General features: G+C 43.7%; 9 protein-coding genes. 8 read left to right on the top strand and 1 reads right to left on the bottom strand.

Annotated features, from left to right (window positions below; translation table 11 throughout):
* Nucleotides 1–32 precede the first annotated feature (32 nt).
* The 8 genes from AB4513_RS04010 (at nucleotide 33) to AB4513_RS03975 (ending at nucleotide 11,784) form a co-directional block, all read left to right on the top strand.
* Complete coding sequence (locus AB4513_RS04010) at nucleotides 33–2,372, top strand: patatin-like phospholipase family protein (RefSeq protein WP_009847577.1); 2,340 nt, start codon at nucleotides 33–35, stop codon at nucleotides 2,370–2,372.
* 272 nt (nucleotides 2,373–2,644) lie between these two features.
* Nucleotides 2,645–5,233, top strand: coding sequence for a bifunctional aconitate hydratase 2/2-methylisocitrate dehydratase (acnB, locus tag AB4513_RS04005; RefSeq protein WP_009847576.1), 2,589 nt, complete (start codon nucleotides 2,645–2,647; stop codon nucleotides 5,231–5,233).
* 282 nt (nucleotides 5,234–5,515) lie between these two features.
* Entirely contained in the window at nucleotides 5,516–5,884 is a 369-nt protein-coding gene (locus AB4513_RS04000; RefSeq protein WP_009847575.1) for a YacL family protein, read from the top strand.
* A 226-nt stretch (nucleotides 5,885–6,110) separates the two neighbouring features.
* Nucleotides 6,111–6,449 carry a P-II family nitrogen regulator gene (glnK, locus tag AB4513_RS03995; RefSeq protein WP_004738200.1) on the top strand — a complete coding sequence of 113 codons (339 nt, stop codon included), beginning with the start codon at nucleotides 6,111–6,113 and terminating at the stop codon, nucleotides 6,447–6,449.
* Nucleotides 6,450–6,476: 27 nt separating this feature from the next.
* Nucleotides 6,477–7,706: an ammonium transporter gene (locus tag AB4513_RS03990; RefSeq protein ID WP_102257745.1), complete on the top strand. Its 1,230-nt coding sequence runs from the start codon at nucleotides 6,477–6,479 to the stop codon at nucleotides 7,704–7,706.
* Nucleotides 7,707–7,870: 164 nt separating this feature from the next.
* Nucleotides 7,871–8,887, top strand: a complete 1,017-nt coding sequence (locus AB4513_RS03985; protein ID WP_012604721.1) for a Fe(3+) ABC transporter substrate-binding protein — start codon at nucleotides 7,871–7,873, stop codon at nucleotides 8,885–8,887.
* Nucleotides 8,888–9,130: 243 nt separating this feature from the next.
* Entirely contained in the window at nucleotides 9,131–10,756 is a 1,626-nt protein-coding gene (locus AB4513_RS03980; RefSeq protein ID WP_009847572.1) for an iron ABC transporter permease, read from the top strand.
* Nucleotides 10,756–11,784: an ABC transporter ATP-binding protein gene (locus AB4513_RS03975; RefSeq protein WP_009847571.1), complete on the top strand. Its 1,029-nt coding sequence runs from the start codon at nucleotides 10,756–10,758 to the stop codon at nucleotides 11,782–11,784. Before AB4513_RS03980 ends, AB4513_RS03975 begins: the two co-directional genes overlap by 1 nt.
* A gap of 157 nt (nucleotides 11,785–11,941) precedes the next feature.
* Here the strand turns inward: AB4513_RS03975 and AB4513_RS03970 are convergent, their stop codons facing one another.
* On the bottom strand, nucleotides 11,942–13,354 hold the full coding sequence (locus AB4513_RS03970; RefSeq protein ID WP_009847570.1) for a phosphoglucomutase/phosphomannomutase family protein: 1,413 nt from the start codon (nucleotides 13,352–13,354) through the stop codon (nucleotides 11,942–11,944).
* Between the last annotated feature and the right edge of the window lie 57 nt (nucleotides 13,355–13,411).

The raw sequence follows: 13,411 nt of genomic DNA, 5'->3' as shown, positions 1-13,411 counted from the left end.
AACAGAAAAGAATGACAAGGATAGTTTAGATAATGATTTCTCGTTGGTTAGTGAGTAGCTTGGGTATTGTCGGTACTGTGATCAGTTTTCAACTGTTTGCCGCTACTGCAGCACAGGTTGATTCATCAGAACATGTTGAACTTAAAGAAGCTCATAAAAGGCCAACCGTTGCTGTCGTTCTTGCTGGTGGTGGGGCAAAAGGTGCAGCTCACATCGGTGTGCTTAAAGCCCTAGAAGAGATGCAAATTCCGGTTGATTACATTACCGGTACCAGCATGGGCGCATACGTTGGTGGTCTTTATGCGACAGGGATGAGCGCAGATGAGATCGAGAGCTTTATTTATACGGTTGATTGGAATCGTGGTTATCGCGATCGCGTTGACCGTAGTGATCGCCGTGTGCGAGACAAAGAATATGAAGACCGTTATCAACTGAATACCGATCTCGGTTTAGGTTGGGGCGAAATCAAAGCCAGAAAAGGTGTGGTTCAAGGTCAGAATATGTTGCGTATTCTGCGCGAGACCACTGGTAATTTATCTCCCCTCGATTCTTTCGACAGCCTCGCTATTCCATATCGCTCTGTCGCAACCGATATTATCGACCTTGAAGAAGTCGTGATCGATCATGGTCACCTTGTTGATGCGATGATGGCGAGTATGTCAGTACCTGGAGCACTTCCTCCTTATGAAGTTGATGGGCGAATGTTGGTCGATGGTGGTGTCACTAATAACATGCCTGTTGATGTTGCTAGAGCGATGGGTGCTGACATAGTTATTGCGATTGATATCAGTACTAACTACAAAAGCAAAGAAGACTTCACTAACTTTTTAGCCGCAGCAGACCAACTCTCTAATTACCTTGTTCAACGCAGCACTCAAGAGCAAGCCGCGACGTTAACAGACGATGATTTTTTCCTACGTCCTGATGTTGGGCAAATGGAGACCACCGAGTTCGATAAAATGCCGACGGCTTATCATGCTGGATACGAAGCAACAAGGCAGTATACGGATCAGCTTTCTAAGTTGGCTCTCTCTAACGCAGACTATCAAAAGTATATCGATCATAAACAGCAAGCTCGAAAGCAGCTAAAACATGGCGACCAGACTGTCGTTGATAGAGTTATTATTAACAACAACACCCACTATTCAGATAAGTTGATCGAAAATCGTTTAAACCTCGATTCTGGTCAGGTTGTTAAAACCAGTGAAATCGAATCTAAAGTGAAAGATCTTTATGCTTTAGATCGGTTCGAGTTGGTTACTTATGAATTTGAAAATGTTGATGGCGAGGATCAACTGCTGGTCGATGTGAACGAAAAATCTTGGGGTCCCAACTATCTCAATTTTCGATTTTTTCTTGAAGATGATTTCTCGACTACCAGCCAGTATTCGCTCGGTGTCTCTGCCAACTTTACCGATATTAATAAGCATGGTGCAGAGCTAAGAACTAATATCGAGATGGGTACTGACAAACGCATTGAGGCGGAACTCTTCTCACCATTCTTTTCGAGTCAAAAGTTGTTCACATCTGTGTCTATTGCTTACAGCAACCAGAATCGAAACCTGCCAGCAGGAATCGGCGAGATTGGAGAACCTACACTGGATGCAACCAAAGACTACTTACCAATGTCTTATCAAGAGTATCTGAGTGAATTTGCATTGGGCTATCAACCGACATTGTGGCAAGAACTGAAATTTGGTGCACGTTATACAGATGGCAGTATTGAGGTGGCATCATTACCTTCACTAGGAAGTGGTGGCTATAAACGTATTGGTGCCTTTGCCAGTTATAGATTGGATACACTAGATAACTTCAGTCTTCCTACCGAAGGTTATTTTGTCGATTTAGAGTACCTTATCTCTCATGACGATTTTGAGAATGAAAGCTCTAATGGTGGTTCAGATTTCTCTTCTGAGAGTGATACAGTCTTTGAACTTTCGGCCAATTTTATGGCAGCACAAAGCATTGAAAAGCATACTTTAGTCGCAAAGGTTGATTACGGCATCGTAGAAAGTAAAAACTCAGTCTTTCCGATTGATCCGAAAGAGCTAGGAGGGTTCCTCAATCTATCCGGTATTCCAAGAAATAGTTTGATCGGTCAGAACTTAGCTTACACCAGTTTGATCTACCGTTATAAGTGGTTTGAAAATGACTTCGGCCTCTTTGAATCACCGTTCTACGTGGGCGCCTCTATTGAACATGGTGGTGTTTGGTCGAACAATGACTTAAAACTGGATGAAGCTCCAATGTATACTGCAGGCTCTGTTTTTGCGGGTGTCGACTCACCCATCGGGCCGATCATATTAGCTTATGGTCGAACCGAAGATAACTTTGATTCGGTGTATCTGATTGTCGGTACTTCCTACAAATAATCATGCGTAGAGTCACCGTTTAACTGCGTAAATAGGCAAAAATAGTGGGACTTTCGTCTTAACTTGCTATGTTGGTCAAAATGATAAGATTTTAATTTAACGTTAAATTTGCTATTCTACCGCCCACAGTTTGGCCTCTATGATGCCGCTCATCAATACAAATTGAATGACAAAAATGGCAATGGAGAGCCAAGTTTCCAAGGATGTTCGCTTCTTAATTTTACTAATAATTATGAAGGTAAGAAGTGAACCGCAATGAGAGGAAAAAAGTCGTGCTTGAAGCCTACCGTAAACACGTCGAAGAACGTGCTGCCGAGGGAGTTGTCCCAAGACCACTAGATGCTGAGCAAGTCGCTGGCCTAGTTGAACTTCTAAAGAATCCACCTCAAGGTGAAGAAGAAATCATTCTTGACCTACTAGAAAATCGCATTCCACCGGGTGTAGATGAAGCTGCTTACGTAAAAGCTGGCTTCCTTACGGCTATCACTAAAGGTGAAGTAGCTTCTCCACTAGTAAGCAAAGCAAAAGCTGCACAACTGCTTGGTACTATGCAAGGTGGTTACAACATCGAGTCTCTAGTGTCTCTGTTAGACGATGCTGAGCTTGCTCCAATCGCAGTTACAGCCCTGTCTCATACTCTACTGATGTTCGATGCGTTTTACGATGTAGAAGATAAAGCGAAAGCAGGTAATGCTTCAGCACAACAAGTACTTCAATCTTGGGCTGATGCTGAATGGTTTACAGCGAAAAACAAAGTAGCGGAAAAGATCACCGTTAAAGTATTTAAAGTTACCGGTGAAACTAACACTGATGACTTATCACCAGCGCCTGATGCATGGTCACGTCCTGATATCCCAGTGCACGCGAAAGCGATGCTGAAGATGGAACGTGATGGCATTACTCCTGATGAACAGGGTAGCGTTGGTCCAATCAATCAAATTGAAGAAATGCAAAAAGACGGCATTCCACTGGCTTACGTTGGTGATGTTGTTGGTACAGGTTCTTCACGTAAATCGGCAACAAACTCAGTACTTTGGTTCATGGGTGAAGATATCCCATTCGTACCAAACAAGCGTACTGGCGGTGTTTGTCTGGGTGGTAAAATTGCACCAATCTTCTACAACACAATGGAAGATTCAGGCGCACTACCCATTGAACTGAACGTACAAGACATGAACATGGGCGATGTCATTGATATCTACCCGTACGAAGGTGTTGTTCACAAGAACGGTTCTGTGATTTCAAACTTTGAGCTAAGCAAAGTACTTCTTGATGAAGTGCGTGCTGGTGGCCGTATTCCACTGATCATTGGTCGTGGCCTAACGGGTCGTGCTCGTGATGCTCTAGGCCTAGCTGAAACCGATCTGTTTGCTAAACCAATCGATCCTTCTGCTTCTGATAAAGGCTACACATTAGCTCAGAAGATGGTAGGTAAAGCGTGTGGCGTTGAAGGTGTGCGTGCGGGTCAGTACTGCGAACCTAAAATGACGACAGTGGGCTCTCAAGATACTACGGGTCCTATGACGCGTGATGAGCTGAAAGATCTGGCTTGTCTTGGCTTCTCTGCGGATCTTGTGATGCAGTCTTTCTGTCACACATCTGCATACCCGAAACCAGTTGATGTAAACACTCACCATACACTGCCTGATTTCATCATGAACCGCGCGGGTGTTTCACTTCGTCCGGGTGATGGTGTTATCCACTCATGGTTAAACCGTATGCTTCTTCCTGATACTGTAGGTACAGGTGGTGACTCGCATACTCGTTTCCCTCTAGGTATTTCATTCCCTGCTGGTTCTGGTTTGGTAGCATTTGCTGCGGCAACAGGCGTTATGCCTCTTGATATGCCTGAATCTATCTTGGTTCGCTTTAAAGGCGAAATGCAACCGGGTATCACACTACGTGACCTAGTACATGCAATTCCGCTTTACGGCATCAAGCAAGGTCTACTAACGGTAGAGAAAGCAGGAAAGATCAATGAGTTCTCTGGTCGTGTACTAGAAATTGAAGGTGTTGAGCACCTATCTGTTGAGCAAGCATTTGAACTTTCAGATGCATCAGCTGAGCGTTCTGCGGCTGGTTGTACGGTTAAGCTATCTCAAGAGTCTATCGATGAGTACCTGAACTCGAATATCGTTATGCTTAAGTGGATGATCGCTGAAGGTTACGGTGATGTTCGTACGATTGAGCGTCGTATCACGGCAATGGAAGAGTGGTTAGCGAACCCTGAGTTGCTATCTGCTGATTCAGATGCGGAATACGCGCACGTTATCGAGATTGATCTTGCTGACATCGATCAACCAATCCTATGTGCGCCAAACGATCCAGATGATGCTCGTCTTCTTTCTGACGTTCAAGGCACTGAGATTCAAGAAGTGTTCATCGGTTCTTGTATGACCAACATCGGTCACTTCCGTGCTGCAGGTAAGATGCTAGAAGAGTTTAATGGCTCTTTAAATACTCGCCTATGGGTTGCTCCGCCAACTAAGATGGATAAAGACCAACTGACAGAAGAAGGCTACTACGGCATCTTCGGTCGTGCTGGGGTTCGTATTGAAACTCCGGGTTGTTCATTATGTATGGGTAACCAAGCTCGTGTTGCTGATGCTTCGACGGTTATGTCTACGTCTACTCGTAACTTCCCGAACCGTTTAGGTAATGGTGCGAACGTTTATCTAGCTTCTGCTGAACTTTCTGCTGTTGGTGCGATTCTTGGTCGTATCCCAACTAAAGAAGAGTACTTAGCGTACGCTGAGAAGATCAATGCAACCGCTGCCGATACTTACCGTTACTTGAACTTCCATAAAATGGGTCAGTACACGGATAAAGCAGACACAGTTATCTTCCAAGAACCAGCTTAGTTCCTCGTTATATTTGTAGCTGCAGTGTTGTTGACTGCGTACGTTCACCGGAGCGCCGGCCGCCCTAGTCACATAGAGCTTCTATGCTCATAGGGATGAACGTACTTGTCGCCTAGCTGCAACTCCAACTATTTAGAGGAACCCAAATGATAGAGCGTCTACTTCGGTAGGCGTTTTTTTATGTCTGAATGTTAGTTTACGAGCGACTCGATCTCTTGATGACTTCGCTATATACTCTCGCCTCATTTTTTACCCTATCTGTCATTAGTGCACGGAGCCTTTATGGAATTTGAATTTACACGAAACACTTTAATGGGCGAGTACTATGTAAAGTGCAGCATGGGTCATGAAATTGTTGGCCGCTGGCTTCAAGAAGAGATCGGGAAAGATAAGCAGAAACTGAATCATGTGATGGCGTTGATTGAGCAATCTCGACAAGATCTGAGCAATGAAGTGACGCTACTAGGCAAAGAGATCAGCCTAGCGATCAATGAAGACGACGTAACGATTCAAGAAAATGTGCTAGGGCACGAACAAGAGATGGAAGAGGGTAGTGAGTTCGATTTCTATAATTGTGAAAGCGAAGCAAGCTGCGGAATTGACGATTTCGAGTTGCTCATCGAACGTTGGATTGATTTTTTAGGTTACTAGTTGCTAATGATTTTGCATCGTGAAAGTTTCGTTGCCCAAAACTAGAGCAACGACAGTGCAACGCATTAAGATAGTGAAAAGGCCGCACCACATTGGTGCGGCCTTTTTCGTTTCTAAAACGGTATTGTTTCTATTTTATTTAAAATCAACAACTTAAATTTATGGCACGCTACTTGGATTGTAATAAGAGTATTAACGGATTAAGTGAAGAATTTAAGGAAAGAATATGAAATTAATAAATGCCATTGTAAAGCCATTCAAATTAGACGATGTACGCGAAGCGCTCTCTGATGTGGGTATTGAAGGTATGACGGTTTCTGAAGTGAAAGGCTTTGGTCGTCAGAAGGGGCACACTGAATTGTATCGTGGTGCAGAGTACCAGGTGGACTTCCTACCCAAGGTAAAGCTAGAGATTGCAACCCAAGCTGAAAATGTTGACCGAGTTGTTGAAGCGATTAGCCAAGCGGCGCACACCGGAAAAATCGGCGATGGCAAAATTTTTGTGTATGACCTAAGCCAAGCCGTACGAATTCGTACTGGTGAAATGGATGCTGAAGCACTTTAAAGAATTACAAGGACTGGAGACTTTAATATGGAACTTACAACAACAGTAACGGAACTACGTTACGCACTAGACACTTTTTTCTTCCTCATCTCAGGTGCGTTGGTCATGTGGATGGCTGCAGGCTTCGCAATGCTTGAAGCTGGTCTAGTTCGTTCAAAGAACACCACAGAAATTTTAACTAAGAACATTTGTTTGTACGCGATTGCTTGTACGACTTTCTTAGTCGTTGGTTACAACATTATGTATGTCGATAACGGCGAAGGTGGCTGGTTACCGTCATTTGGTACTCTGATTGGTACTCAAGGTGAAGGTGCAGACCACTCATTAGAATCAGACTTCTTCTTCCAAGTCGTTTTCGTTGCAACAGCAATGTCTGTGGTATCTGGCGCGGTTGCTGAGCGAATGAAACTTTGGTCATTCCTTATCTTCTCTGTCGTGCTAACAGCATTCATCTACCCAATGGAAGGTTACTGGACTTGGGGCGGTGGTTTCCTATCAGAAGCCGGCTTCAGTGACTTTGCTGGTTCAGGTATCGTACATATGGCTGGTGCTTCAGCAGCCTTAGCGGGTGTTCTTCTGCTGGGTGCTCGTAAAGGTAAATATGGTAAGAACGGTGAGATCTACCCGATTCCAGGTTCAAACATGCCACTGGCAACGCTAGGTACATTTATCCTTTGGTTTGGTTGGTTCGGTTTCAACGGTGGTTCTCAACTTATGGTTTCTGACTTTGAGAACGCGACAGCGGTTGGCCAAATCTTCCTTAACACCAACGCAGCAGCAGCAGCAGGTGCTATCGCAGCACTACTAGTATGTAAAACGACTTGGGGTAAAGCTGACCTAACAATGATTCTTAACGGCGCGTTAGCTGGCCTAGTAGCAATCACTGCAGATCCTTTATCACCATCACCTTTATTTGCTGTAGCGATTGGTTCGGTATCTGGTGCATTGGCTGTATTCAGCATCATCGCTCTAGACAAAGCTAAGATTGATGATCCAGTAGGTGCTATATCGGTACACGGTGTGTGTGGTTTCTTCGGTCTAATGGCTGTGCCACTAAGCAATGCTGATGCAACGTTTGGTGCTCAACTATTGGGTGCAGCAGTAATCTTTGCATGGGTATTCGGTGCTAGCCTAGCGGTATGGGCAGTGCTTAAAGCAACAATCGGTATCCGAGTAACTGAAGATGAAGAACTTGAAGGTATGGACATGCACGATTGTGGTGTCGGCGCCTATCCAGAGTTTGTGTCTGTAAAATAGAACATTATGTATTAATCCATAATTTACAAATATTTACATATTACCCACTTGAAACCTGCTCTCATGAGCAGGTTTTTTTGTGCTCTATCATTGAAATTAATATTTTAATAAATATAATAACGCAACTGATATAGATTATCATTTCGATATAAAGGACTTTACCAATGAAAAAATTGCTAACTCTTTCAGCTCTAGCATGTAGCGCAATCGCACCAACGGCTGCAATCGCTGCTGAAGAAGTAAACGTATACTCTTACCGTCAACCTTTCCTTGTTGAACCTATGTTTGATGAGTTCACAAAAGAGACAGGCATCGAGGTGAATGTTAAGTTTGCTAAGAAAGGTTTAGCAGAGAAGCTAGCTCAAGAGGGCGAATACAGCCCAGCAGATGTGGTATTAACTGTTGATATCAGCCGTCTATCTGAGCTAACTGAAAAAGGTTTAGTTCAAGCTGTAGAAAGTGATGTTCTAGAAAAGAATATCCCAGCTCAGTACCAAGACACAGCTAACGAGTGGTTCGCTCTAACAACTCGTACACGTAGCGTATACTCTTCTCGTGACCGTGTTGGTCGTCTAGGTGAAGATTTCACTTACGCTGATCTAGCTAAGCCAGAATTCAAAGGTAAAATCTGTACACGTAGTGGTAAGCACCCATACAACGTTTCTCTAGTATCTTCGATGATTGCTCACAAAGGTGAAGCTGAAACGAAAGAATGGCTAGAAGGCGTAAAAGCAAACCTAGCACGTAAGCCTCAAGGTAATGACCGTGCACAAGTTAAAGCGATCAAAGAAGGTCTATGTGACGTTTCTCTTGGTAACAGCTACTACCTAGGTAAGATGGTTAACGATAAAGAGCAAAAAGCTTGGGCTGACGCTGTTTACCTTAACTTCCCTAACCAAGAGACAACTGGTACTCACGTAAATATCTCTGGTATGGCAATGGCTAAATTCTCTCCAAATAAAGAGAACGCGGTTAAGCTAATGGAATTCCTATCTGGTGACGTGGCGCAAGGCATGTACGCAGAAGTGAACTACGAATACCCAGTTAAAGCTGATGTTAAACCTTCAGAGCTTGTTGCTTCTTGGGGTGAATTCAAAGCTGATACAATTTCTCTAGACCAGATTGCTGACCACCACGCAGCTGCAATCAAGCTACTAGACGAAGTTAAGTTCGATCTATAATTTTTTACTGTAGGCTTCGGCCCAAGTAAAATGACAGCCTCAAGTCGCCATTTCGGTAACTTGGGGTTGTTTTGTTTTGGAAAATCACTTTTTGATACAAAGCTCCCCGTTAATCCCCAGAGTTATGAGCATCTCACCTTGAAGTCATTACAGTATATGGGTATAAATAACCCCCCATTAAAAGGACATGAGATGTATTTGCAAATGCATTTGTGTTTCATTAAGCCTCGTTGTAGTTAGGCGATGAAAGAAAAGAATTATTTATGGAACACCAGTAGCTGCATCATTGCTGTATTGCTGGTTTTACCGATTTTAGCGATTTTTACGACTGCTGTTGGAGAAACTGATGAGCTATTTTCTCATCTTATGTCCACAGTAATGCCCACCTATACTTATAATACGGTGGTTTTAGTCATAGGAACCTTATTCCTGTCTTTGGCTTTTGGTATTCCGTCAGCTTGGATTATGGCAATGTGCCGTGTTCCAGGAGAGCGCGTTTTACAGTGGGCGTTAGTGCTGCCATTAGCAATGCCAGGCTATATTGTCGGGTATATCTTTACCGATTGGTTCGACTTTGCAGGTCCTGTTCAAATTCTGCTACGAGATTTAACAGGTTGGGGGCCCGGAGAGTACTGGTTCCCAGACATTAGAACCTTGTTCGGAGCTATTATTGTTCTGTCACTTGTTCTCTACCCCTATGTTTATTTGCTATGCCGCGCGGCTTTTATGGAGCAAAACGTCTCCTTATTGCAATCCGCTCGGTTGTTAAAGTGTTCACCTTGGGAAAGCTTTCGTCGTATTTCCTTGCCGCTTGTTCGTCCATCAATGGCGGTCGGGCTATCACTGGTTGCAATGGAAACCATTGGTGACTTTGGTACCGTAAGTTACTTTGCAGTCAATACCTTAACGACTGCGGTTTACGATACTTGGTTAGGTTACTCAAGCTTAACGGCTGCTGCGAAAATATCGGCGATTATGCTGATTATCGTGATCCTACTATTGAGTTCAGAGCGCTATAGCCGTCGCAAACAGAAATTATTCCAGAATCAATTCAGTAGTCGTGAAGATTTTCGTTACGACCTTTCCGGTTGGAAGAAGTGGTTAGCATTGTTTTGGTGTTGGGGGTTGGTGTGTGTCGCATTCTTGTTCCCTCTTGCCCAGTTAATGATTTATGCCTACAAATATTTTGCTCAAAGCTGGACCCCTGAATTTAGAGAGTATGCCGTTAATAGCCTTTATGTTTCGGTAGTTGCTGCAATTATTGGTGTCGTTATTGCTTTGATTGTGAACTTCAATCAACGTGTTAGCCCAAGTAAGAAAAATCAGGCTTATATGCGTATCGCTTCCATGGGCTATGCCGTTCCAGGCACCGTGTTAGCCATTGGTGTGATGGTCCCAGTTTTGTTTATGGATCACTTAGTCAACGATATTGCAAAAGTGATGGAATGGACAGGACCAGGTTTGATCTTCTCTGGTTCTATGTTTGCACTTATCTTTGCCATGGTCGTGCGTTTTTCAGCGGTTGCAATTGGCAGCATTGAAAGTAGCTTGAGTAAAGTTTCTCCTTCATTGGATATGGCATCTAAAACAATGGGCTGCAATACCAACCAGATGTTACGTCATGTTCATTTACCTTTGATTAAACGAGGCGCATTGATCGCCGGATTATTGGTATTTATCGAATCAATGAAAGAGTTAAATGCAGCATTACTGCTACGCCCTTTCAATTTCGAAACATTGGCGACTTATGTTTATAACTATGCCTCAGATGAGCACCTAGAGTTGGCGGCGATGCCTGCTGTATTATTGGTGTTAGTGGGCTTAATTCCTCTGATTATCGTAAACCGTTCCTTGGAGCAGAAACACTAATGAGTTGTGCATTATCAATTAAAGATCTGACTTGTAAGTACGAGTCCCAAACTATTTTGGAATCTCTTTCTTTAGAAGTTGAGCATGGTGAAATTGTTTGTCTGCTTGGTGCCAGTGGTTGTGGTAAGACTACGCTGCTGAAAGCGATTGCCGGCTTGCTTCCATTGAGTAGTGGCGTCATGAGCTTGAACTGTCAAACCATCGACGATGGAGACAACTGGTTACCACCTGAGCAGAGAAACATCGGAATGATCTTTCAAGATTACGCCCTGTTTCCGCACTTGACGGTAAACCAGAATATCTGCTTTGGCCTCAAAGGTCTTTCTGAACAGCAAAAGAAAGAGAAAGTTCAAGAGATGTTGGAGCTAGTTCACTTAGATGAATTCGGTGACCGATACCCACATCAACTTTCTGGTGGTCAACAGCAGCGCGTAGCGATTGCTCGTTCTTTAGCGTACAAGCCGGACTTATTGTTATTGGATGAACCCTTCTCAAATATTGATACTCAAGTTCGCCATGAGTTGATCTCTCAGATTCGTAAAATATTTAAAAAGCAGGGTGTTACTGCTATTTTTGTAACGCACAGCCGTGAAGAAGCATTCGCTTTTTCAGATAAAATGGCGGTAATGAACCATGGTGTGATTGAGCAATATGGTTCTGCATCTGAGTTGTACTTCCACCCATCGAGTAAGTTTGTTGCTGATTTCTTAGGTGGTGGTAGCTACTTGAATGCAAAGCGTATTTCAGATAATGAATTTGAAACGAGCTTGGGTCTGATAGAAGCGAAAGCACAAACTCAGATCGAAGTGGGAGCGGAATGTGCGTTGTTACTAAGACCACAGCATATAGTGGCGAGTCATGATGTCGACAGTAACCTGTCAGTGTTGGAACAACAATTTATGGGCGACCACTGTCGCTATGTGATTGAAGCTAACGGTCAGAAACTGTTAGCAACGTCTTCTGAGGCTCTAGGTGTTGGTATGCCAGTCACCGTCAAAGTAGATACCAAAGGTGTGTTGGCGTTTTAATGATACGCAGTAAGTATCGTTCTGCCGAAAAGTAAAATGCATTCGTAAAAAAGCCCAGCACTTTGATACAGAGTACTGGGCAAGAGTTCTTCACCTATAGGCTTTAACAAGGCAGTGGTTTGTTAAGTCCCATTCAAAACTGCTGCACTCTATAAGTCTATAGAGAGAGGAAGTCTTTCACTTTTTGAAGAACACGTTCTGCAGTGTCTTTATCTTCCATTTCTGCGAAGATTCGTAGTAACGGCTCTGTTCCTGAGAAACGAGCGATCACCCAGCCGCCATTCTTGAAGTACACCTTGGCACCATCTTCATAGCTAACTTTTTCAATTTCGTATTCAAATTCAGGCAGTTGTTTCTCTACGTAAATCTTGGTGTAGAGCGCTTCTTTCTCTGAAGGCTTAAACTGGCAATCTCCTTCTGCCGTGTAGGCATAGCCATACTTAGAGTAGATTTCATCAAGTAACTCAGATAATTTTTTACCTGTTACACTGATCATCTCAACCAGTAAGCTTGAAGCAAATACGCCATCCTTACCTTTGATATGACCTCGAATGGTTAAACCTCCCGAACTTTCACCACCAATCAGTGAATCATCTGCTTCCATTTGAGAGCTGATATGCTTAAAGCCTACAGGAACCTCAAAGCTCTTCTCACCATGATCTGCCGCTACTTTGTCGAGTAGATGCGTGGTGGCGATGTTACGAACAACAGAGCCCTTCCAGCCTTTGTATTCCAGTAAGTAGTAGTAAAGTAGGAGTAGCACTTCGTTAGGGTGAATGAAGTGACCTTTCTCATCAATGATGCCTAAACGGTCGGCATCGCCATCAGTACCAATACCAATGTCATATCCTTCTGCTGCCACCAAGTGCTTCAAGCGATAGAGCGTAGCGGCATTCGGAGAAGGCATTAGACCCCCGAAATCTGGGTTCTTACCATCGTTGATTACGTCGACATCACAGCGACCGTTGATCAGTACGGTTTGCAGAGCATTTTTCGCAACACCAAACATTGGATCAATCAGTACGCGCAGGTTGGCTTTCTTAATCGAATCGATATCGATGAAGTTGATGATTGAATCAACAAAGTCGTTCATCGGGTTGATGATCTCGATTTCTTTGTCGTTTAACGCTTGTTCAAAATCGACTCGTATAACATCTTCGTTGGTCAGTGTTGCGATTTGCTGTTCGATCTTCTCTGTGATGATCTCGTCAGCATCGCGTCCACCTTCAATGAAGATCTTTATGCCGTTATAGTCCGCTGGGTTGTGAGAAGCGGTAATACACGCAGAGTAAATACATCCCATCTCTTTTGCTTGGAACATCACGATAGGTGTTGGAACGAACTTATCAATGAAGCTTACTTTGATGTTGTTCGCCGCAAGTACTTCTGCAAACCAGCATGCCGCTTTATCTGAAAGGAAGCGACGGTCATAGCCAATAACGAAGCCATTCTTGGCTGCATCTTCATTATTGATGATGTTAGCGAGCGCTTGCGCTACAAGGCGAACATTGTCTCTGGTGAACTCTTCACCAATGAAAGCGCGCCAGCCACCTGTACCAAATTTAATCATTAGAAAATCCTTTTAGTCTCATTGCCTCAAGTCGATAAAGACTTGAGGCAAGAGCTG

The organism is Vibrio sp. 10N.222.54.E6, assembly GCF_041473955.1.
GTDB lineage: Bacteria > Pseudomonadota > Gammaproteobacteria > Enterobacterales > Vibrionaceae > Vibrio > Vibrio tasmaniensis_A.
The sequence above is the reverse complement of the archived record's forward strand: the minus strand, read 5'-3'. Positions and strand labels throughout refer to the sequence as shown.